A 335-nucleotide genomic window follows, 5' to 3' on the forward strand; every position below is an offset into this window, starting at 1 on the left:
ACCGCCAGGATCATCGAGTTGCCGAAGAAGGTCCAGAACCCGACCCCGCCGATCCCGGACAACGCGGTCGCGAAGTTGGACAACGACAGGTGCTCGGACCAGAGGCTGATGTTCCCGATGATCTCGTTGGACGGCTTGAACGAGGACATGAGCATCCACGCCGCCGGGTACAGCACGATCACGGTGCAGATGATCATGAAGGCGTGGAACCCGACCGACCGGGCCCCCTTACGCCGCTTCGCGGCCTTGCGCAGCGAGGTGTCGATGGTGGCCGGCTCGCGCACGGGTGCGGGCTGGGAGAGGGTCGGGGCGCTCATCGGTTGTCTCCGGAGTAG

The 335-nt window shown here is 65.4% G+C and carries 1 pseudogene; it reads right to left on the reverse strand.

The annotated features are described in order from the left end of the window. Positions 1 to 317: pseudogene (locus tag ACQP60_RS20905) on the reverse strand (carbohydrate ABC transporter permease); the annotation flags it as partial. Positions 318 to 335 lie beyond the last annotated feature (18 nt).

The sequence above is a fragment of the Isoptericola variabilis genome (genome assembly GCF_050311655.1).
In the GTDB taxonomy this organism is placed as follows: Bacteria; Actinomycetota; Actinomycetes; order Actinomycetales; family Cellulomonadaceae; genus Isoptericola; species Isoptericola variabilis.